Below are 20,546 nucleotides of genomic sequence, written 5' to 3'. Positions count from 1 at the left end.
GCCCGGCCTGGACTGCCTTCGTGCAGGGTAACGCCCGGTCCGGCCACAGCCGCCCTGGTGCCTCCATCGGATGCGCTCACCGATCGATTCCCGAAGCGAGCGAGAAGGAGTTCCCGCGCGGTGCAGGTGCGCTGTTCGCCACCCGCTTCCCTCTGCCGTACTGGCTTGCGGCTAGTTTGTGTGCAGGACGGATACGCAGGCCCGTGGTGGCAGAGGTGCACGGGGGACGGAGGGCGGGAAGAGTGTCGCTGCGCGGAGGCGATCCAGCGGAGATCGGCGGTTATCCGCTTGAGGCGCGGCTCGGCTCGGGTGGCATGGGCACGGTCTTTCTGGCCCGTACGAGTTCGGGGCGCCCCGTCGCCATCAAACTGATCCACCAGCACTTCGCGGGGGACGACGAGTTCCGTATCCGTTTCCGGCAGGAGGTGGCGGCGGCGAGGCGCGTGAGCGGCGCGTTCACAGCCGCCGTGGTCGATGCCGCCCCGGAGGCCGAGCAGCCGTGGATGGCGACGGCCTATATCGAGGGGCACACGCTCGCCCAGCATATCGCTACGAAGGGCCCGCTGAACGGAGCGGAGCTGAGAAGGCTGGCCATCGGGCTGGCGGAGGCGCTGCGCGATATCCACCGGGTGGGGGTCGTGCACCGTGACCTGAAGCCCTCGAACGTCGTGCTGTCGCCCGAAGGCCCGCGCGTCATCGACTTCGGCATCTCACGCGCCGCCGACCAGCAGACGCTGACGATGACGGGGCGGGTCATCGGCACGCCACCCTTCATGTCGCCGGAGCAGTTGCAGGCGCCGCGTGGTGTGGGGCCGCGTTCCGACGTGTTCTCGCTGGGGACGCTGCTGGTGTACGCAGCGACGGGCCATGGGCCCTTCGACGCGGACAGCCCGTACATGACGGCATATCAGGTGGTCCACGACGAGCCGTCACTGGATGCGGTCCCGGGGGCTTTGCGCGCAGTCGTCGAATCGTGCCTGGAGAAGGAGCCCGAGGGGCGCCCATCGGCGGACGAGCTACTCGTGCTGCTGCGGGACCTGCCGGCCGATCTCGGAGAGACGGAAGCGGACGAGGCCGGCACGGGCCGCACCCGCGACATGATCACCCAGCACCACTTCGCGACGCGGGACACCCCTGCGCCTGCTGCCCCGGCCGGTCCCGGTACCGGGAGCACCGGCACCCTCATCGGTCGTCGTCTGCGGCGCAGGTGGCGTCCCGTACTCGCGGCCGCGGTCACGGTGGCAGCGATCGGCGGGGGCGTAGCCGCGATCGAGGGCGGCGGCGACAAGGGCAGCGGCGGCGGCGGCAAGGGCAACAGCGTCGCGGCGCCGGGTGGCGTGCTTCCGGCCGGCTTCGCGCCGTGGCGCAAGGCCGTGCCGGGAGGTCAGGCGGACATCCCGGACGAGCTGCGGTGTATCGCCCGTGACGACGCGCTGTTCTGCGGGGGCGGCGGTGTTGTCGCGGCCCGTATCAGGGCCTCGGACGGGTCGCGGGTGTGGACGGCGAAGAGCCCAGGCGTCCCCGTACAGGGAATGCACCTGGTGGGCGCGACCGACGACACGGTGCTCGGTTACCGCTTCGCCGCCCAGGACGCCCCGCAGGATCCTCCCAGCGAGGTGGTGGCCGTCGACGCGAACACTGGCCGGGAGCTCTGGTCCGTACCGTCCGGCGCCCAGTCGCAGGCCGTCACGGGCCGGACACAGGACGCTCTGGTGGTCGGCTCCGCCGTCGTGACCGTCGATGCTTCCAACTCCCGCTTCGAGGCCCGGGACGCACACAGCGGGAAGATCGCCTGGACGACACCGTTCCCCGCGGGTTCGCAGTGTGCTCCTGTCCCGGTGGGACCACAGCTCTTCGCGATGTGCGCGACGAACGCGGAGGTGGATGCCTCGGCAGTGCGCCACTCCACTCTGTACGCGGTCGACCGTGCCTCGGGGACACTGGGCGGGCCCGTCGAGGTCAACGGCCCAGCGGTGCCGATGGGTGTCGCCGACGGACGGCTCGTACTCCTCCATGAGCACATGGAGGGAACGGCGCTGGCCGGCTACGACGGGGTGGCACGTTTCGACCCGGCGTCGCGGAAGGTCACGTACTCCCGGCTGGCCAGGCCGTACGAGGGGACGCCCGGCATGGCGGACGGCACCGTCTACGTGAGCGGACAGACCGGTCTCGTCACTGCGCTCGACCCGGCGACCGGGCGGAACGAATGGTCGCGGCAGACGGGCGTGGAGGGCGCTTCGGGTCCCGTCGCCGGATCCGGCGCACTGTACTTCAGCTCGGCCACCGGCCGGGTGGTCGCGCTGGCGCCGCATGACGGGAAACCCCTGTGGACCACCGATCCGCAGTCCGAGGGTTTGACGGGTGAGCAGGGCGCCAGCCCGCGCGTGACCGTTGCGGGGCGTGCGGTGATCGTGGCCGCGGCCAAGAACACCCTCTTCGCGTTCGACACGCAGAAGCCGCCGAAGTCGCGCTGACCCTCGGCGCCCCACCCGAAAGCCGGCACGACCGCCACATCGCTCGCCGACCAAGACGCCGGTTCCGACGACACATCGCCTGCGTACTGACACCCGAGACTCGGGCTGTCACAGGGAGAACCGCTCCGGGCGGAAGTCCGCGAGCATCTCATCCCTCTTCCCGCTGAGAATCTCTGCAGCAAGCAGCCGGCCGATGACCGGTCCGAGCGTGATGCCGCTGTGAGAAACGGCCTCGTAGTAGCCCGGTACAGATGGCAGCGCTCCCACCGAGGGAAACCCGTCGGCAGGGATGGGGCGGTTGCTTACCCGTGTCTCCGTGACGCGGGCACTGCCTAGTTCGGGCACAACCCGCCGCGCCGATTCCCGGAGCAGCCGTCCGAGTTCCGCTGGATCTTGGCCTGTGCCGATGAGTGCGTCGATCTCGCGGCTGTGGAGGACCACCGACGCGTCTCCGTCAGGACGGATCTCGATGTGAGGGGCGTGCATGGCCCGGTGGACCGGGACCCGAGCACAGTCGAGCCGGGTGACAGCGCCGGGTTCCCGGCGCATCGGCAAGTGCCGTGCGATGAGCCCGGCGACCTGGGAGGCATGGGGGCCTGCCGCGTTCACGACGGTGTCGACGTCGAGACGGCTGCCGTCGGCCAGAGCAACGGTCCGGATACGCCCGTCGGCACCCGTGCCGATGTCACGGACTGCGATGCCGGAGTAGAGCTCGGCGCCGGACGCGACGGCCTGGCCGACCAGGCGGCCGACAAGATGTCGTCCGTGCACCCAGGCTTCGTCGGGGTAGAACCAGACTGGAACCTCGCCGGGCATCGTGAGAGCGGGTTCGAAGCGGCTACGCACCTCTGCTCCCGTGCACACCTCAACCCGGTAGTCCCAGGCGGCCAGCAGTTCAGAGTTTTTCAGGTCCTTCGCCTCGGCTGCGGGATCGTCTGCCCAGCGCAGGTGACCGCTGGGATGCCACCATGAGCCTGGCCCGATGGCCGCCGCAAGCTCACGGTAAGTCGCCAAGCCCGCGACGTTCAGGTCGAAGTACGACTTGCGCACGGTCTTGTTACTGGCGTTTACCCACGAGAATGACCAGTTCGTGACGCCTTCGCCTGGCTGGCCTGCATCAATGAAGACCACCTTGGCCCCGCGCCGGGTCAGGTTCCAGCCCACGCAGGCGCCGATGATGCCCACTCCGATGACAGCCACACGGTTGGGCCGCTTCACGGATCCGTACCTCACGAACGCCCCCTTCCCAAAACATGGGCGAACTGCCGCTTTTGGCCGGCCCGCCACCGTCCCTTCGGTTCCAGCACCACTCCACAGTGCCTTGTGCCCGGCTTTGGCCATACCCCGCGGAGGCCCACGAAATGTGAAACAGGAACTCCGCGAACTGCTCCGGGTCCGCGAGTACCTACCGGGGCGGCACCCCCGGCAATCCGTACCACCGCACCCGACTGCGGCATTCTCAGCTGTACTTCAAATCCCAACTGGCGTCCGAAGCGGCGTTGCCGGTGACAGCGCCAGACCGCACACAAGGGACGGTCAGGTGCGGCCGACCGGGACGTGGGGCCGCTGGATGTCCTCCGGGTAGGCCGTGGACAGCACGGCCTCTTCGTAGGCGATGGTGCCTGCCGAGACGAGGGCGTTGATGCTGGTCTCCAGGGTCTGCATGCCGTCACGGTGGCCGGTCGAGACCATGTTCCGGATCTGGCGGGTCTTGCCCTCGCGGATCAGGTTGCGGATCGCCGACGTGCCCACCAGCACCTCGAAGGCGGCCACCCGGCCCCCACCGGTCCGGGGGATGAGCGTCTGGTTGAGGATGCCGACCAGAGTGTGCGCCAATTGCAGCCGGATCTGGGGCTGTTGCTCGGCCGGGAACACGTCGACGATGCGGTCCAGCGTCTGCGACGTGTCGTTGGTATGCAGGGTGGCGAACACCAGGTGCCCGGTCTCGGCGATGGTCAGGGCCGCTGAGATGCTCTCCGGGTCGCGCATCTCGCCGAGGAGCAGGACGTCGGGATCCTCGCGCAGGGCCGAGCGCAGCGCGGCAGGGAACGAGTCGGTGTCGGTGCCGACCTCGCGCTGGTTGACCGCCGAGCGCTTGTGCCGGTGCAGATACTCGATCGGGTCCTCGATGGTGAGGATGTGCACCGACCGGTGCGTGTTGACGTAGTCGAGGAGCGCCGCCAGGCTCGTCGACTTCCCCGACCCGGTCGGCCCGGTGACCAGCACGAACCCGCGCGGCATGCCGGCCCATCCGACGACGACCGGGGGGAGCCCGAGCTGCTCGGACGACGGTACGTCGAACGGGATGATCCGCAGCGCCAGCGCCGACGCGCCGCGCTGGACGAAAGCGTTCCCGCGCAACCTGGCCCTCTCCCCCCAGCTGAACGCGAAATCGACCTGCTTCTCCCGGCGGAACCGTTCCGTGAGTTCCTCGCCCAGCACCCCGGTCACCAGGCGATCGACCTCCGGCTCGGTCAGCGCGGCCCCCTCGACCGGCCGCAGGGCGCCGTCGACGCGGAGGAACGGCGCCGATCGGGCGGTGAGCAGCAGGTCGCTGCCGCCCCGCTCCCACAGCTCACCGAGCAGGTGGTCGATGATCGTGGCACGTGGCCCGGTCATGGTGGCCTCCAAGGGGGCGTGTTCGCTCATGGCAGGACGGTCCACTGCTTGACGGTGCTGGTGTGGCCGTCGAAGGACACGGCGGCCTGGACGAGCGGGCCGGACAACAGGTCGATCCGGGTGCCGCCGAGGTGCTCGGTCGCGCCACCGCTACCGGCGGTGACGGTGTAGGTCACGGTCAGTCCGGCCAGCTGGGAGGCTGTGGTCAGGCCACACGGTGCCAGGTCGACCTGGTCGGTCACCGGGCCGCCCGAGCCGAGATGGACCGGCACGTCCAGTGAGTTGCTGACGCCGGTGCAGGTGCTGCCGGTGAAGTCCACCGACATCTTCACCGACTCCACGTCGCCTTCGTCGTGGTGCGTCACCTGCAGGGCGACGTGGTCGAGCGGTCCGGCCGTGGCCGGTGCCGGCCGGGCGTAGCCGCCGAACGTGAGGGACGCCCGGCCACCGCCGGGGATGGTGGCGTCCGTGACGTCGACGGGCGCGCCGGGAGCCGGGGGAGTGAACCTGGTGATCGCGGTGACCGACGCGGGTTTCGCGGTCACGGCCGGATAGGTCGTGAACAGGACCGGCTCCGGTGGGATTCCGATCACCGGGCGGAGGTATCCGGTGGCCGGACTGATACCGAGACCGATGGTCCGGGCGATGATGCCGCGGGTGACGACCTGCGAGCCGACCTGGCTCATCGACAGATCGACGGCAGCGGTCGGCGCGTAGACGGTGCCGTTGAGCACCAGGCGGCTGTGCTCGGTGGTCGTGTCGGCGCCGTCGGTCGACTTCAGCACCGCGCAGCGGCTGCCCGCGGTGAGGCAGCCGGACAGGGCTCTGATCGACGGGGCCCGGAACACGATGTCGAGCTCCACGCCGTCGAGCTGGTCGGCCGCGCTGGTGCTGCCCGTGCCCAACCTCGCCGCATAGTCGACAGCCAGCTTGGACAACTGGTCGTCCTTCGTGACCCCGCAGGCGCCGAGGTCGACCACGTCGACGCCGAGTTTTCCTTCATGGGGGGTCAGGGCATGGTTCGTGTCGCAGGCGGTGCTGGTGCCGGAGACGGTCAGCGCGGTCTTGGGTGGTTCCTTCGGGGAGGGCGGCGCCGGGGTGGTGTCGTCGTCCTGGTGCGATACGCGCAGCACGGCCTTGTCGATCACCGCCCCCGCAGGCAGCGGCAGCATCGCGAACACGCCGAGCCGGATCGACGCCGACGGGGTGTCCGTGGCAAGCGTCGAGGCCGAGGTGGTGGTGTCGATCGCTTGCGCGTTCTTGGGGTCGAGGAACGCCGCGGCGGTGGGCGTCGCGGCGCTGATCGCCTTGGTGGGCCGTACCGAGACCGGGGGTCGGTAGGCCAGCTCCAGGGTGACGCCGTCGAGCTGATCGGTGGCGCTGGTGCTGCCGTCGTCGAGGGTGGCGGTGTAGGTCACGACCAGGCCGGTCAGCTGGGCGGGGTCGGTGAGTCCGCAGGCGGCGACCAGGTCCAGGGTGTCGGTGGTCAGGGCGCCCGGGTGCGCGGAGAGCTTCTGCGAGGCGGTGCAGGAGTGGGGTATGCCGGACCCGGTCAGGGTGACCGTGGCCTTCGGCGGCGGTCCTCCGCGCGCCCCGGGATCGTCGCGATGGGCGACGTGCAGCAGCGCCCCGTCCAGGACCGACCCGGGCGTCACCGCAGGGGAGTCGTAGCCGCCGAGGTCGATGGTGGCGGTCGGCCGTGTGGCCGAGTCGAGTGCGACGTGGGCCGTGCTGGCGCCGTCGATCGTCTTGGCGCTGCTCGCGGGGGTGAACGTCGTCGACTCCGCGCTCGTCGCCGGTCGGGGCGGCGGCGGGTCGTAGACGACTTCGAGCCATATGCCGTCCAGGGAATCGGCGCCAGCGGTGCCGTCCGCCTTCAGCCCGGCGGCGTAGGTCACGGTCAGTCCGGTCAGCTGTGCGGGGTCGGTGATGCCGCATGTCTTCAGGTCGACGCGGTCGTCGCCCAGGCCGGCCCGCGCGGTGAGCGGCAGGGCGGTACAACCGCCACCGCCGTTTCCGGGAGTGACGCTGATTCTGGGTGCCGCCGCGTCGCCGGTCTCCCGGTGGGCCACCCGCAGCACGGCGGAGTCGATCGTCGACCCCGGCGGCAAGGGCGGCCGGCCGAAGCCGGCCAGGGAAATCGACGCGGACTGGGCTGCCGTGGTCAGATCGGCAGCGGCCAGCAGCGGAGTCGGCTGTTCGCCGATCTCCAGGGCGTCGTGGGGATCGGTGCCGGTCGCGGTGAACCCGGTCGATGCGGTCACGGCGGTCGGCTTGAACGTGGTCGGTGTGCGGTAGGCGACCTCCAGCCAGACACCGTCCAGACGTTCCTTGGCGGTGGTGCCGTCGGTGTCCAGGGTGGCGGCGTAGCTCACTGTCAGTCCGGTGAGCCGCGCCGGGTTGGTGAGCCCGCAGGCGCCCAGCAGGTCGATCGGGGGATCCGTGGAGAGCGCCGAGTGCCGAGGCAGGTTGTCGGTGCGGCAGGTGTCTGCGCCGACGGCGGTGGTGACCTTCACCGCGCCGGGCGCTGTCAGGTCACCGTCGTCCTCGTGGCTGACACGCAGCTTCGCACTGGTGATGACCGAACCGGGCGGCACCTGCGGGGTGAAGCCGGCGAGCTGCATCGAGGCCGACTGACGTTTCGTCGGGTCGAGGACAGCGTCGGCTGTGCAGCCCGCGGTGGCCGTCGGCTGCGAACACCCGGGCAGAGTCGGCTGTTCGCCACCGGTCAGAGCATGGTCCGGGTTGGCGAAGCCGGTGTTCGTGACCATCGCTGTCGGCTTCAGCGTGTGTGACGGCTTCGGCGGCTGGACCCCGTACACCGCCACCTGCTGTGCGTCCGGGGTCACCGGGGCGCACAGTTCGGCGTGTCCGCGGTCGACCTGGAATCGGCTGCCGCCGCCCATCATGACCTCGACACCTTCGGGCCGTGTTCTGTCGCAACCGCCCGGGTCTGGGATGGCCGGGCGGGCCGAGGCGCCGGGATCCCAGCCTGCCCGCGTGCCGCCGACCACGCTGACCGTGGGGTCGTCGACCGTCCAGACCGCTGTGCCGCCGGTGAAGGTGAAGTCGAAGTAATAGATACCGGGTTGCAGCCAAACGACGACGCCGGGGCAATCACCACCGGTGAGGTGGGTGAGGGCGCGGGCGTCGTCGTAGTATCCGGGCCGCAACCGCACCAGCCAGGAACCTGAGTCGGGGCACGCGGGTACCGTCTGCCGGACCGGGACGGCCGTGGCGGGCGGGGGGTAGTCCGGGTCGGCGCCCACGGCCTCGTCGGCGGGAGCCGGCGGCGTGTCGTTGGCGCAGTCGTGCACATACGGCGCCTGGGCCGGGGGCAGCTGGGTCTGTGACACGGCACGGGAGCAGTCGCCGGCCGCGGACACATCGCCCGACACCGTCATCGATGCGCCGTCGCCGGCGGTGACGTTCGAGTGGGAGAACACGCTGCCCTGCACGCGCAGGCCGTGTGTGGTCACGTTGATGCCGTCCCCCGTCCCCTGGCCCAGGCTGCGCAGCGCGTCCTGCGGTTGGGTCGCGCGTGTGGTTGCGGGGGACGCGTTGAGGGGGTCGCAGTGGACGATCATCTGCTGACCGTTGATCGGCGGGGCGGTGTAGTCGGCGCACGGGCTGCCCTGCGAGAAGTTCTTGATCGCGAGCTGTGTGGCACCGTCGGCGCTGTAGCCCCGCTTGCCCTGGCCGACGTACACGCTCGCGGCTTTCAGCCCCGTTCCGGCGAAGGACAGGACCGACACGGTGACCAGGCTGAAGACGACGACGAAGGCCAGCGCGAGGATCAGTGTCGCGCCCTGTTCGTCGTCGCGCAGGCGGCGCGGATTCAGGCGGCCGGTCATGACGAGCTCGATCGTCGCACGGCGGTGAGCGCCGTCGGGGGCGCAGTGGGGTCGCTCTGCACGGTAAGCGTTACCTCCATGGGCGCGGTGCACGAGGTGTCGGCACCGCAGCTCAGAACCACGGGATGGGTCGATGTGGTGTTGTCGAACCGGCCCAGCAATGTGGTGACGACGCCTCTGTCGGTGCACTTCACCCGGTTGAGGGAGCCGGTCGGCTGGTCGAAGGTGTAGACGACGTCGGTGCCGGGCCGGCTCAGGTGCACGATCACGTCGGCAATGCCGCACGCGGGGTCGGTCGTGACGGTATCCGCGCTCTGCACGTCGCCGTAGAAGTAGCGGTTGAGCGTGCCCAGCGCGCTGGTGGCGGCCACCCGCTTCTCGGTGCCCGCCGTGAACTGCAGTCCGAGGATGATCGCCTTGGGCAGCAGCGCCCCGATGATGCCCACGATGACGATCGTGACCAGCAATTCGGTCAGGGTGAACCCCGACTCCGAGCGTACGGTGGGTCGTTGAGTCGTCATGACAGCATCGACTCCCGCTTGACCACCTCGAGGGTGGCGTCCCTGACGGGGTGTGGGCCGGTCTGGTGCACGGTGAGCGTCACCTTCTGCACCCCCGTATCGGCCGTCGGGCAGGGACGGCCGAACGCACCCACCCCGTCCCAGTACTCGATCGAGACGCTCACGGTGTATCCGGACGGCGGCGTCGGAGTCTCGTAATCATGGGCACAGGACACGTACGGGTCGCTGACGACCTTCTCGGCGGCGCTGCGGATGACCGAGTCGGCGCTGGTCACCTTGTGCTGCGTCACCGAGCTGATGATCGCGGTGCCCATGCCTCCGAGGATGGCCACGAAGGCAACACCCATGAGCACCACGGCGACGAGAACCTCCACCAAGGTCTCGCCCTCTTCGCCGCGGCGGCGCCGTGGCTGGCGTACCAGGCCCGTCATTGGACGTTCACCTGGTTGTAGACGCCGTAGATCGCCGAGATGAGGGCGACCGCCACGAATCCCACGACAACCCCGATCATGATCACCACGGTCGGCTCGAACAGGCTGGTGAGCCGCTTGAGTTTGTGCTGCAGTTCCTTCTCGTAGAATTCCGACACGTTCTCGAGCTGGTCGTCGAGGGTCCCGGTCTCTTCCCCCACGCGCATCATCTGGGTGACCGCTCCGGGGAACAGCTTGGTGCGGGCGATCGGCCGGGAGATGCCGCCGCCTTCGAGCATCTCCGTCCGGGCCGTCCCGATGGACCGTTCGTACACCCGGTTGTTGGCGCCCGAGCCGGCCAGGCTGAGCGCTTCCGTGATGGGCACCCCGGCCTTGATCATCGAGGTCAGGATGCGGCAGAACCGCTCGATGACCATGAAGCGGACCACGTCGCCGACCACCGGCGTCGCCAGCAGGAAGCGGTCGCGCAGTACCCGCCCCCGCTCGGTCCGCAAACCGGCGAGCACTGCCGCGACGAGCACGACAAGTACGCCGACGATGACCGGATACCAGGCCGTGACGAAGTCGGTGAAGCTCAGCAGAATCCGGGTCGGCAGCGGCAGTTCCGCGTGGAAGGACTCGAAGAACACCTTGAATCGGGGCAGTACGAAGATGACGAGGACGAGGACGACGGCGACGGCGAGTCCCATCACCAGGATCGGATAGGTCAGGGCGGAGCGGATACTGCGCCGGCCCTCGACGTCGCGTTCGATGTAGCGGGCCAACTGGGCCATCACTACGTCGAGTTCACCGGTCGCCTCTGCCGAGCGGAGGACGGAGATGTAGAACGGCGGGAGCGCCGCGGTATGCGCGGCCATCGCGGCGGCGAAGCTTTCGCCGAACCGCAGCGAGTCCATGACGTCCGCGAGCATCCTGCCCAGCTTCTTGTCCTTGGTCTCGGCGCGGATGATTTCCAGGGCGTCCAGGATGGGCACTCCGGCCTTGATGAAGGCGCCCATCTGACGGGAGAAGTTGCTCAGCTCGACCAGGTTGACCTTCGCCGCGGTGAGTTCGAGTTGCAGCAGGTTGCGGCCTGCGGCTTTGACCGACTGCACGTCGTAGCCCTGCCGGGTCAGACTGTCGGTCACGCCGTCGACACTGGAGCCCGTGAGCACGCCGGTGGCCCGCTTCCCGTCCGGGCCGACGGCGACGTACTTGAAGGTGGCCATGCCGGTGCCCTCCTGGGATTCCGGTGTCAGAGGTTCGCGTCGTCAGTGTGGGGGAGCGGTATCCAGCAGCCGGGTCTAGGCCGTGTCCGCAAAGTCGCGTCGTTGCCCGTCGCACGCCAGGCGCGACTTTACGGACACGGCCTAGACCACGTAGACGCTGGACATGATCTCCGCGATGGTCGTGGTCCCCTCTTCCACCAGTCGGACGCCTCCGTCCAGGAGGCTGTCCATGTGCTGCTCGCGGGCGGCCCTGCGCAGGCTGTCGATCGGGGCCTGCTCGACGAGCAGCCGCTTGACCGTGTCGCTCATCACGAGCAGTTCGAAGACGCCGATCCGCTCCTGGTAGCCGGTCCGGGAGCAGAAGTTGCAGCCCCGGCCCTGCCAGAACCCCGTGTCGGTCGACCCGCCGGCCTTGGCGAAGAAGGCCAGTTCGTCGACGCCCGGCTGGTAGGGCTCGCGGCACTGGTCGCAGATCCGCCGCACCAGCCGCTGGCTGACCACCCCGGCGACCGTGGAGGTGATCAGGAACGGCTCGATGCCCATGTCGGCGAACCGGTGCAGCGCGGAGCAGGCGTCGGCGGCATGGATGGACGACAGGACGAAGTGGCCGGTGAGAGCGGACTCGACCGCGATCCGCGCGGTCTCGGCGTCTCGGATCTCGCCGACCAGGATCACGTCCGGGTCCTGTCGGAGGATCGAGCGCAGCCCGGTCGCGAACGAGACGCCCGCCTGGTCGTTGATCTGGATCTGGTTGACCGAGGGGACCACGTACTCCACCGGGTCCTCGATGGTGGTGATGTTGCGCTCGCTCTGGTTCAGCTCACCGAGCGTGGCGTACAGGGTGGTCGTCTTGCCGCTGCCGGTCGGTCCGCCGCAGGCGACCATGCCGTAGGGGGAGCGGAGCAGCGACGAGAACCGTTCGTAGGTGGCGGCGGGCATGCCGAGCTCGGCCAGCCGCAGCAGTGTGCGGTTGCTGTCGAGCAGCCGCAGTACTGCCTTCTCGCCCCAGATGGTGGGGGTGGTAGCGACCCGGATGTCGACCGACCTGCCGTCGATCTCGGTGGCGATCTGGCCGTCCTGGGGGCGCCGCCGGTCGACGATGTTCATGTTGGCCATGATCTTGATCCGGCTTACCAGGGACGGGCCCATGTTCTCCGGCAGGCTCAGCACGTCGTGCAGCGCGCCGTCGATGCGGTAGCGGACCCGGACCCGGTCGGCGTGCGGTTCGACGTGAATGTCCGAGGCCCGGTCGCGCAGGCCCTGGGTCAGCATGAGGTTGACCAGGTGTACGACCGGCGCGTCCTCGCTCACCACCCTGGCACCGGAGTTGGCGTTGCGGCCGGTCTCGGTCGCCTCGAAGGCCTCGACCAGGCTGCTGACTCCGGCCAACGCCCGGTAGGTGCTGTCGATCGAGCGCCGGATGTCCGAGGGAGCCGCGATCGCCAACTGAACCCGATCCGGCGCGACGGCCCGGCCGACCTCGTCGAGTACGCGCGGGTCACCCGGGTCGCCCGCTGCGATCAGCAGCGTGCCATCGGCCCGCCGCACCGCGACGACGCCCAGCGAGCGGGCCAGCGCCTCCGGCACCCGGGCGGCCGCCTCGGGATCAGGTTCGCTCTGGTGCAAGTCAGCTACTGGGAAGCCGAGTTGAATCGAAAGCGCCTCGATCAGTGACCGCTCGTCGACCATGCCGAGCTCGACCAGCAGCGCGCCGAGTCGCTTGCCCGACGTCGACTGCTGCAGGAGCGCCTCGTCCACCTGCGCAGGGGTGAGCAGCCCGCGCTGCACCAGGAGTTCCCCAATGCGGGGTCGCTCCTTACCCGCGGGCGACGACTGCTCCGCGCCGGACGTCTCGGCCCGGACCGGTTCGTCCGCCGGGGCCGGAGAATGCGCCGCGCTTCGCGCCCCGTCGTGCAGGGTGCCGTCCTCGCCAGCAGGGCTTGTCGCCGCCGTGCGGCGCCGGAGAAGCCGGCGATTCGCCAAGGAACCCACCCTTTCGCATCCAGAACAACGGCTGATCATTCGCCACGAGTGCATCCCGCAGTACTGTCAGCTGCTGATTAGTCAGCCGGATACTACAGCACGCCACTGCGCCGCCTCCGCGTCATCTCCGCGGCAGGCGTCGGACACTCGCCCCTTGTGAGCCCACCGCTCACTGGGTAGTCTGCTGCTGATTACTCAAGTTGTTACTACTGCTTAGAGTTGCTTGCGCCGCACGCCGTAGAAGGAGAGAGATGTTCACGTATCTGCAAGGCAGGTTGCGCCAGCGAATGCGTGCACCCAACGAGACGGCGGAAGCCGGCTTCACCCTGATCGAGCTTCTCGTCGTCATCGTGATCCTCGGCATCCTGGCCGCCGTTGTCGTCTTCTCCGTCCGCGGCATCAACGACAAGGGTCAGGCCTCGGCGTGCAAGACCGACAAGTCCACGGTCCAGACTGCGGAAGAGGCGTACCTCGCCGGCGGGCACACCGGGTACGGCACCATGGACGAGCTGGTGAGCGGTGGGTTCCTGTCCACCGCTTCCACCTTGTACACCGTCACCCTGAAGGACGGTGGCGCCGGGTATGACATCACGGCGACGCCCGGCAAGCCCTGCGCCTGAGGGGGCCTTGCGCTATGAGCGTCCGGTGAGGTCGCGTGGGCCGGTGCCGTGTATCGCAAGGCGCAGGAGAGCCCAGGATGGGGGTCCCATCTGACCCTCAAGGCCTTGGGGGAGGAATTGCCTGGGCTTTTCGGCGACGCCGCGAGACGCGGTGTCAGGCCGCGCGACCCGGGCGGGCGTACTGCAAGGACCCCTAATGGGGCGACTCTCGCCGGACGCCCCCGCCTGGCGGCCGTCTGCGGCCGGGTTCGTCAGGTGGCATCGCAAGCGCCACCTGACGAACCGCAGTCGGCGGCCTGTGGCATCGCCGGAACTCCCTTGGGCCTGAACCGCCTTGGGGGCTGTGGAGTCGGTCGCGGGGAGGGTCGCAGAGGCCTGGAGTTCCAGTCCGGACCACGCGCAGGATGCCGGTAGCGACCGGCATGCGCGGTACGGCACCATTGCGGCCATGCCATCCATATTTGTCATGATTATCGGTCTACTGGGGCTCGCGGTGGGGTCGTTCCTCAATGTCGCGGTCTCCCGGGTGCCGTCCGGCCGCTCGGTCGTGCGGCCCCGCTCCGCCTGTCCACGATGCGCCACGCCGATCGCGGCCCGCGACAACATCCCTGTCGTCTCCTGGCTCCTGCTGGGCCGGCGTTGCCGCGCCTGCCAGGTTCCCATCCCCGCGCGCTACCCGCTCATCGAAGCGCTCACCGCGATTCTGTTCTTCGCCGAGGCACTGCGCTTCGGCTGTTCGGAAGCGCTGCCGGCCGAACTCGTCTTCACCGCGGGGCTGCTGGCCCTGGCCGCCTGCGATGCCGAACAGTTCCTGCTCCCTCGGCGGCTGATATACCCGACTCTCGGGCTCACCGCCGCTTGTCTGCTCGCGGCCGCGGCGGCTACCGGCCAGTGGCACCGGCTCGGCGTGACCGCGGCATGCGGAGTGGGCGCATTCGCTGTTTTCTTCGCCCTGCACTGGGTGCGGCCGGCCTGGCTCGGATTCGGCGACGTGCGCCTGGCCGGCTTGCTCGGCACCGGGCTGGGCTGGCTCGGTCCGTGGTATCTCGTCTTCGCGCTGCTGGCCGGCAGCGTCGCCGGGTTGCTGGTGGGCATCGCCCTCATGGTGGCCGGGCGAGCGACCCGGCACACCCGCCTCCCCTTCGGCGTGTTCCTCGCCGCCGGCGCCATCGCCGCCATCCTCGTCGGCGCTCCTGTCGTCCACTGGTACGAGAGCGTGAGTGATCTGTACGCGATGGGTGCGCCGCTCACAACGGTCCGCCACCGACCATAATCACCCGGGCCGGACGTCAGTCGCGGGCCGGTTGCGGGCAACCGGCGAACCCGCAATGGCGCTCCGGGGCCCACAGCGCCGCGAGCCGCGTGGGCACCGCAGACTGTTCCATCGCGCGACCGCCTGCCGGACAGATCGGTCTGTCCACCTGGGATCCGGTCACTATTTCAGCCCTTCCGGCTCCAGGCTCGGGCGCATCGCAACCATCACCGACGACCCTCTACCCTGGTGACCATGGGACAACCTGATCTGCCACTCGCCGAGTGGATCGTGCTCGCACTCATGGCCGAACGCCCCAGCCACGGCTTCGCCATCGCAGCCCTCACCGCGGAGGGCGCAGAAATCGGTGAGTTCTGGTACGTATCGCGACCCATGGTCTACCGGTCGATCACGCGGCTGGTCGAGCGCGGACTGATCACGCCGGTCGGCGCCGAGGAAAGCGATCGCGGACCGCAGCGCATGATCTACGCCACCACCCGCTCGGCGAAGACGGCGGTCAGCCGGTGGCTCAGCGAACCCGTGGTCCAGCTGTTCGACGTCCGCGCCGAGCTCACGAGCAAGCTTCTGCTGCTCCGGCGTCGCGACACCAGCCCGGCTCGCCTGGTCGAGCGTCAACGGGTCGTCATCGACGAGATCGAGCAGTCGCTGTGCGCCAAGGAGCATACCGGCGACTACCTCACCGGCGCGATCTATGCCTGGCGGCTGGAACACGTCCGCGCCGCGCGGCGGTTTCTCGACGCCGTCGACGTCGACTCGGCGCGGCCGGCGGTCAAGACCGGCTGACGTCACGCTCGCGTCACCCTCCCCTCGGCGTCCACGTGACCGCCGCGCGTAACGCACTTCGGCAGTACGACCGCCGATGGGCAAGGTGCTGTGCGGGTAGTTGCCGGTCCGGTCGGCATTCATGGCCGGGTGGCGTGGCGTAGACCGACGTCAGTTTGGCGGCTGCCGTGAGAGCTTCCTGCTGGTGGGAGTATGCACATGTCCCGGAATGCCTGCGCAGCTGCGTGGTGCCCCTCTTGGGTACTTTGCATGCCGAGGTGCCGAGATAGTACTCCAGTGGTCAGCGGTTGACGACTTCTGCGCCTGGACGGGAGATGACCGGGAGTAGGCGTCGCCGCTGGATGCGCACCTCCACGGCTCTGCCGCCGATTGACAGCGGGACCGCCGCCACGGATCGGTGAGCCGGGACCGCCGGCGAGCGATGTGCGCCTGGCCGACGGTCCGTTGCCCAGTGCTCCGGACCGCCTAGTAGCCGTAGGCGGCGAGAGTCGACTGGATGGTGGTGTCGTTGTCCCACGTGTTGTTGAACAGGTCGCCCCAGGCGGTCGCTGCGCCCGCCTTGCCGCCGGTCAGGGCGACGCCGTACTGCTCGATGTCTCCGTAGGCGGAGTACGCGCTCGGGTCGACGTCGGTCCACGTGTTGGGGTCATTGCCTGTGGTGCCGTTCAGTGAACTCGACGTCCAGCTCACGTGCATGACGTTCGACTTCGCGACAAGACCCAGCTGGGTGTTCCCGCCGGCATTCGCCGTCACTGCGCCACGCACCTGACTGATTCCTGACTCCAGGCGCACCTTGCACGCCGTACCCGCGCTGTCGCACGCGCTTCCGGTGAACACGTTCTGACCCGCCCCGCTGGTGGTCCACGAGAACCCGTTCTGGATCAACGCCTGCTTGGACGCCGCGCCGAACGGCGCGGAAGCCGGGTCGGCGACCGCGATCCGGTGCCCACTCGTCGCGAGCCAGCTCACCACCCCCGGTATCGTCGTGGGCGCGCCGCCGGAGACGGGCGACGCATCACACCGGGGCGACTGGGCCTTGCCGTTACCGCTGCCATTGGCGTCCGCGCCGGACGCCAGCGGCGGCGTCCCGCTGTTGGACGGGTCATCACCGTGAGTCGACCCCGCCCAGCTGCCGCTGCAGCTGTAGATCGACAGGTGCCCGATGGCCACCGGGTGCTTGCTCAAGATCGCGCCGTTGCACTCGACGCTCCCGCCCGTTGCGCACGTCCCGCCATCCGCCGTCGGGATGACCGCGTCGACGTTGGTCTCGTCCGCCGACAGGAACGCGTCAATGTGCAGCGGCCCATTGACGCAGTTGTTCGACGACGACGGATCGCACGTCGTGTAGGGGCCGGCGCCCTTCAGCTGCTGACGCAGGCTTCCCGACGTGATCCCCCGCATCGTCGACGTATCGATCGCCGGCTTGTTCCAGAACCCACCGACCTGCGACGCGCCATTCGCCGTGAACGGCGTGAACGACCCGCCCGACTCGATCGCGCCCTTCATGTCCTTCACCGCGGGGTACATGTTGTTCGCGATGCCGACCTGCGAGTCCGTCGAGGCGAACACGGTTGGTGCGGTGGCGGCGATGAGTGCCGTGGCGAGGGCACCCACCGCGAACACGTTCCGTACCCGGCGCATCGCGGTGAAGCCGGAGTTCGGGATACTCCGAGTGCGTCTGGATCTGAGTTGCATCTGCTACTCCTCGTAGATTCGGTTGGCGGCGACTGCCGCACGGGCACCTTGCCGGTGGAGGGGGCAGGTGTCCTGGAACTCCTGGGCATCTGCCGTGGTTTCCCGGCGTGACGGTGCCTCGCACGCCTAGATGGTGCGCACTTGACGACCCAGTAGTCAATGATTGACAACCATGCCCGCTGTGGATGTAATGCACGTATCCAGCCCGCAGCGGGCCGACGGCCAGTGTCGTCGGCCCGCTGCGGGACGCATGGGAGGGGCTGGCAGGCACGATGGGCAGAGGCATGCAATGGCACTGTTGAGCAGACTTACGCGCTCGCGCACGATCAGGTGGGGCGGGCTGGGGCTGGCGGTGGTCGCGGTGACGCTCGTCGTCGTGGCCCTTGTGCGCGGTGGGTCGGATGGAACCGCCTCAGCCCAGAAGTCCGACCCCGCGTGGTGCACGCCGGGCACCCAGCGCACCGCGCTCTGCCCGCACAGCAAGGTGTTCGACCCCAAGGAGTACGCCATCCACGGCGACGCCTTCACGTGCATCAGTTTCGCCAGTCAGGCGGATGCCCAGGCGGTGCTGCGGACCAACCCCAGCGATCCGAACCACCTTGATGACGGAGGCGGCGTCGCGTGCCGTGGACTGCCGGAGCCGCGCGACACCAAGCCGGTACGCAAAACCGCACAGCATTTCACTTGCGGTCCTGGCGACACGCGCAGCGCGCTCTGCCCGCAGCGGAAGCGGCCCTTCGACGCTCGCATCTTCCTGCGCTACGGCAATGACGCCTACGATTGCTCGGATTTCGCCAGCCAAGCGGACGCGCAGGCCGTCCTGCGTTTCGAACCGGTCGACCCGAATCACCTCGACGGCGACGGCAAGGGCATCGCGTGCCCGGACCTGCCGGGACCGAAGGACGTCAAACCCGTGCGACGGGGAACACCGTGACGCGGCAAGGGCTCGCGCGTGTGCTCGGGCTGAACGTGACCCATCGATTGAAGGAAGCCCCGACTGCCATGCCATCGGACCATCGCCGGTTCTCACTGCGCGTCAGAAGCCAGGACGGCTTCACACTCATCGAGTTGCTCGTGGTCATCGTGATCCTTGGCGTCCTCGCCGCCATCGTGGTGTTCTCCGTCAGGGGCATCGGCGACAAGGGCCACAAGAGCGCGGTCGCCGCGGACGCGGCTACCCTGCGCACAGCGGAAGAGTCCTTCTGTGCGAAGCACGGGCACTACGGGACAGCCGATGACCTGCAAGACGATGGGTTCCTCTCCGGCGCACCGGGCTACAACACGGTGGTGGTCGGCGAGGAGAACAAGTGCGGTCGAGGTGAAAAATCGTCGTTCACGCTGAATGATATTTCCACGCCGACGGAGAGCGGACCGGATGCCATCAAGGTGGGCGCGAATCCGACCGATCTCACGGTCGATGAGAAGGCCAATCGCGTATATGTCGTAGCTGAAGGCAGCAACGACGTGACCGTGATCGACGGCAAGACCGATGCTGTGATCGGTGAACCGATTGATGTGTCCAGCGCTGTGTCGAGCCCGACCCGCATCGGCGTCGACCCCGACTCGGGGAGGGTCTACGTCGGGGGTGCGGGCGGCGTCGCGATCATCGAAACGAAGAACGCCGATCAAGTGACCCACGTCAGCGGCTTTGCGACGACCGTCACTGGTCTGGCCGTCTCTCCCGAGAACGGCGAGGTCTATGTCGCCGGAGGTGCCGGAAGTACCTCGGCGGTCGCCTACATCGCAGCCGGAAGCTCGTCGGCGAAGGCAATCACCCTGCCCGCTCTGGGAGTTGCAGCCACTCCCTCCTTTTCCTTTGACTCCGTGCACCACGCGGTATATCTCGTGAAGCAGGGTTTCGGCAGCGGTGAGAATGCGACCACCGGCATCTTCGCCATCTCGTCGCAGACCCACGAGGCCAAGATCGCAGCGGATTTCGCGACGAAGGGAACCTGCGGCACCAACGCCGGGAACTTCCTCGTTCAATTCTCCGCTGTTGGCATCACCGCTGTCGATCCCGGCCGCAACCTCGTCTACCTCCTCGCCAGGAGGTGCGTGCCGAACCCTGCGAATCCATCGGGCCAGTGGCAAGGCGTCGCAACAACGATCGCCATCAACCTGAGCGACGACAGTTCAACAGCGATCGACGACCCGTGGGGAACGCCCTACACTCCCGACTCCGTGGTCTACAACCCCGCTGCAGGGTCGGTCTACGTCTACTTGGACGGTGGAAATGGAGCGAACTGCGGCGGTGCGGGGGCCCGCATCGACCGGATCGTCGGGACGAAGGCCACGGGGCAAGCACCAGTTTGCGGAAGTTCAAAGGCCCCCGGGAACCATGGGCACACGCTCACCGTGCTGAGAAACTTCAACAGGATCTTCGTCGCACAACAAAACCAGAAGGTAGGAGCGCCGGGCGGCCTCGGGGTGGCCGACGGCAGCACGCTGCTGGGTCGAGCTTCGCTCGGCACGGGTCGCCAGTTCGGGGCGCTGGCCGCGAACAACACTACGGGGAAGGTGTATGCGGTCGATCCGGCGAACGGAACGGTCGCGGTGTTTCGGACATGATCGGCTTACGACCGTGCCAGACCAGCCACGCACCATCCACAAGGGCCCGGACAGCCGGCTACGACCGGGGCGTCGTACTTCCACCGTGGCGGTCAGTATGATCGCTTCGATCATGCTGACCGCGTGCAGTGACAACGGACCCCGAAGCTCACGTTCGACGTCGCTGCGTAGTTGCACCAGGGTCACGTGGTCACCTGCGACGCGTTCAAGACCCAGGCCGACGCCCAGGCGGTGCTGCGAGCGGACACACTCGACCGGGATGGCGACGGCATCGCGTGCCCGAACCTCCCCGAAGCCGGGGGACAAGAGGGCGGCTCACCGCGACCTCATGACCGACAAGGACGGCGCGCCGTTCATCGAGCCGCTCAAGCCGCGGCTGACGTAGCGACAGTGGAAGCGTGCATGCTCGGCACGCCAACAGCGTGATTGAGGAGTCGATGCGAGGGTGGGAGGGGCAGGACCGCAGTGCAGAGGACACCTGAGGCAGGTCTTGGCCCGGAAATGCCCCGGAACAGGC

General features: G+C 68.6%; 15 protein-coding genes and 1 pseudogene. 8 read left to right on the top strand and 8 right to left on the bottom strand.

All coding sequences use genetic code 11. The features are described from left to right. Positions 1 to 242 precede the first annotated feature (242 nt). Positions 243 to 2,474, top strand: coding sequence for a serine/threonine-protein kinase (locus OG584_RS01460; protein WP_405774144.1), 2,232 nt, complete (start codon positions 243 to 245; stop codon positions 2,472 to 2,474). Between the two features lie 108 nt (positions 2,475 to 2,582). Here OG584_RS01460 and OG584_RS01455 read toward each other — a convergent pair whose 3' ends face one another. The 7 genes from OG584_RS01455 to OG584_RS01425 form a co-directional block, all read right to left on the bottom strand. Further along, positions 2,583 to 3,692, bottom strand: coding sequence for an NAD(P)/FAD-dependent oxidoreductase (locus OG584_RS01455; RefSeq protein WP_405774142.1), 1,110 nt, complete (start codon positions 3,690 to 3,692; stop codon positions 2,583 to 2,585). A gap of 318 nt (positions 3,693 to 4,010) precedes the next feature. After that, positions 4,011 to 5,123: a type IV pilus twitching motility protein PilT gene (locus OG584_RS01450; RefSeq protein WP_405774141.1), complete on the bottom strand. Its 1,113-nt coding sequence runs from the start codon at positions 5,121 to 5,123 to the stop codon at positions 4,011 to 4,013. Next, positions 5,120 to 8,947, bottom strand: a complete 3,828-nt coding sequence (locus OG584_RS01445) for a hypothetical protein (protein WP_405774139.1) — start codon at positions 8,945 to 8,947, stop codon at positions 5,120 to 5,122. Before OG584_RS01445 ends, OG584_RS01450 begins: the two co-directional genes overlap by 4 nt. Further along, a complete protein-coding gene (locus tag OG584_RS01440; protein ID WP_405774137.1) occupies positions 8,944 to 9,468 on the bottom strand; it encodes a type II secretion system protein in 525 nt (174 codons plus the stop codon). The genes OG584_RS01445 and OG584_RS01440 overlap by 4 nt, the downstream gene beginning before the upstream one ends. Continuing rightward, positions 9,465 to 9,899: a prepilin-type N-terminal cleavage/methylation domain-containing protein gene (locus OG584_RS01435; RefSeq protein WP_405774135.1), complete on the bottom strand. Its 435-nt coding sequence runs from the start codon at positions 9,897 to 9,899 to the stop codon at positions 9,465 to 9,467. The genes OG584_RS01440 and OG584_RS01435 overlap by 4 nt, the downstream gene beginning before the upstream one ends. After that, a complete protein-coding gene (locus tag OG584_RS01430; protein ID WP_405774133.1) occupies positions 9,896 to 11,107 on the bottom strand; it encodes a type II secretion system F family protein in 1,212 nt (403 codons plus the stop codon). The genes OG584_RS01435 and OG584_RS01430 overlap by 4 nt, the downstream gene beginning before the upstream one ends. 141 nt (positions 11,108 to 11,248) lie before the next feature. Then, positions 11,249 to 13,090, bottom strand: a complete 1,842-nt coding sequence (locus OG584_RS01425) for a GspE/PulE family protein (RefSeq protein ID WP_405774131.1) — start codon at positions 13,088 to 13,090, stop codon at positions 11,249 to 11,251. A gap of 287 nt (positions 13,091 to 13,377) precedes the next feature. Between OG584_RS01425 and OG584_RS01420 the strand changes: the two genes are divergently transcribed. The 3 genes from OG584_RS01420 (at position 13,378) to OG584_RS01410 (ending at position 15,766) form a co-directional block, all read left to right on the top strand. After that, positions 13,378 to 13,710, top strand: a complete 333-nt coding sequence (locus OG584_RS01420; protein WP_405774129.1) for a type IV pilin protein — start codon at positions 13,378 to 13,380, stop codon at positions 13,708 to 13,710. A gap of 466 nt (positions 13,711 to 14,176) precedes the next feature. Next, positions 14,177 to 14,983, top strand: a complete 807-nt coding sequence (locus OG584_RS01415; protein ID WP_405774127.1) for a prepilin peptidase — start codon at positions 14,177 to 14,179, stop codon at positions 14,981 to 14,983. A 234-nt stretch (positions 14,984 to 15,217) separates the two neighbouring features. Beyond that, the gene (locus OG584_RS01410; protein WP_405774125.1) at positions 15,218 to 15,766 is read left to right on the top strand and encodes a PadR family transcriptional regulator; all 549 of its coding nucleotides are present in this window, start codon (positions 15,218 to 15,220) and stop codon (positions 15,764 to 15,766) included. Positions 15,767 to 16,231: 465 nt separating this feature from the next. On the opposite strand, the gene OG584_RS01405 is transcribed toward OG584_RS01410, so the two are convergent. Next, a complete protein-coding gene (locus OG584_RS01405; RefSeq protein WP_405774123.1) occupies positions 16,232 to 17,461 on the bottom strand; it encodes a hypothetical protein in 1,230 nt (409 codons plus the stop codon). Between the two features lie 289 nt (positions 17,462 to 17,750). Here OG584_RS01405 and OG584_RS01400 point away from each other — a divergent pair, with 289 nt between their 5' ends. The 4 genes and pseudogenes from OG584_RS01400 (at position 17,751) to OG584_RS01385 (ending at position 20,414) form a co-directional block, all read left to right on the top strand. Further along, complete coding sequence (locus tag OG584_RS01400) at positions 17,751 to 18,395, top strand: hypothetical protein (protein WP_405774121.1); 645 nt, start codon at positions 17,751 to 17,753, stop codon at positions 18,393 to 18,395. A gap of 20 nt (positions 18,396 to 18,415) precedes the next feature. Beyond that, complete coding sequence (locus OG584_RS01395; RefSeq protein ID WP_405774119.1) at positions 18,416 to 20,029, top strand: prepilin-type N-terminal cleavage/methylation domain-containing protein; 1,614 nt, start codon at positions 18,416 to 18,418, stop codon at positions 20,027 to 20,029. A 186-nt stretch (positions 20,030 to 20,215) separates the two neighbouring features. Continuing rightward, positions 20,216 to 20,269, top strand: a pseudogene (locus OG584_RS01390) (hypothetical protein); the annotation flags it as partial. Positions 20,270 to 20,288: 19 nt separating this feature from the next. After that, entirely contained in the window at positions 20,289 to 20,414 is a 126-nt protein-coding gene (locus OG584_RS01385; RefSeq protein ID WP_405784435.1) for a hypothetical protein, read from the top strand. The last annotated feature ends 132 nt before the right edge of the window (positions 20,415 to 20,546 follow it).

Origin of the sequence: Streptomyces sp. NBC_00859, from assembly GCF_045161865.1 — a bacterium.
Taxonomy (GTDB): Bacteria; Actinomycetota; Actinomycetes; order Streptomycetales; family Streptomycetaceae; genus Streptomyces.
This window is presented reverse-complemented; position numbering and strand designations above follow the sequence as displayed.